The following is a 1,336-nucleotide window of genomic DNA, read 5'->3' as shown; positions in this document are numbered from 1 at the left end:
TATTCCCTGCCCATCCCCTGCACCCGTCCGTCCTGCGCCTGCTGTTCCACCTGCCAGCGCCATCGCGCCCGGGATCGGGAACGGCAGGCGGCGGGCGCCGGCCTGCTCGGCATGGTCGGCGTGGCGGGCCTCGTCTTCCTTCATCACCCGGATGACCGCGCGGCTGCGCAGGTCGCCGGCCGGAAGATCGACCAGGTGCTCGTCCAGATGCGCTTCCACCTGGCGCTCGGTCTCGACCACGAAGCCCAGGTTCCAGCCATCGCCACGCAACCCGGCCAGGGTGCCGATGGTGTAGCTGCCGGCATACCACAGCGGGTTGAACAGGCTGGGGCGGCTGTCCAGTTCGCCCAGCCGGGTAGCGCACCACGCCAGGTGGTCGGTTTCTTCCTGCGCCGCTTCCAGCAGGTGTTCGCGCGTGGCCGGGTCGCGGGCCACGGCCGCCTGGCCGAAGTACAGGCCCTGCGCGCAGACCTCGCCGACGTGGTTGATCCGCATCAGGCCTGCGGCGTGACGGCGCTGCGCGGTATCCATGCCGGGCTCGTCGATGTCCGCCGCCGGGTAGGGGCGCGTTGCCGGCGGGTTGCCGAACACCGTGTCCAGGGCGCGCTGGGCCTCGGTCAGCAGGTGGTCCAGCGGGGTGGTCTGGCGGAGCACGGTCATGGCGGCATGGGGTGGGGCGGGAGACCCCCGATTCTCGCCCGGCCCCGGCCCCCTGCCAACCCGGTACAGGGTCTGACTTGCACCCGGCTGCTGGGGTGAGTACAATCCCGCCTCTTACGCTTCACTTTTCACAACGCGTGGCAGAGTTCCGGTGAGCCTTTCGCCGCAATGAGCCCGACCTAACCTAGAGTTCTTCATGAGCACTTTCACTGCCAAGAACGAGACCGTCCAGCGCGACTGGTACCTCGTCGACGCCGAGGGCAAGACCCTGGGCCGTCTCGCCACCGAGCTGGCCCGCCGTCTGCGCGGCAAGCACAAGCCGGTCTACACCCCCCACGTTGATACCGGCGACTACCTGGTCGTCATCAATGCAGAAAAGATTGCCGTCACCGGCAAGAAGCTGCAGGACAAGATGTATCACCGTTTCACCGGTTACATCGGCAACCTGAAGACCGAATCCCTGGCCCAGGCGCTGGAGCGCCACCCGGAGCGCGTGATCGAGATCGCCGTGAAGGGCATGCTGCCGAAGGGCCCGCTGGGTCGCCAGATGTACCGCAAGCTCAAGGTCTACGCCGGCACTGAGCATCCGCACGCCGCACAGCAGCCGCAGGTTCTGGCCGTGGCGTGGCTTCGGTGTGGTCGCGGCGGTCGGCGACGAAGTAGCCGGTGCGCTCGA

The 1,336-nt window shown here is 68.1% G+C and carries 2 protein-coding genes; one reads left to right on the top strand and one right to left on the bottom strand.

What is annotated here, in order from left to right:
- On the bottom strand, nucleotides 1-660 hold a 660-nt coding region (gene coq7 / locus ACQKDV_RS19540; protein WP_427785875.1), incomplete at its 3' end, for a 2-polyprenyl-3-methyl-6-methoxy-1,4-benzoquinone monooxygenase.
- A gap of 196 nt (nucleotides 661-856) precedes the next feature.
- Here coq7 and rplM point away from each other — a divergent pair.
- On the top strand, nucleotides 857-1,336 hold a 480-nt coding region (gene rplM, locus ACQKDV_RS19535), incomplete at its 3' end, for a 50S ribosomal protein L13 (protein ID WP_427785874.1).

Origin of the sequence: Stenotrophomonas sp. NPDC077659 (assembly GCF_050268705.1) — a bacterium.
Lineage (GTDB): Bacteria > Pseudomonadota > Gammaproteobacteria > Xanthomonadales > Xanthomonadaceae > Stenotrophomonas.
Note: the sequence above shows the minus strand (reverse complement) of the source record. Positions and strands in the feature narration are given on the sequence as shown.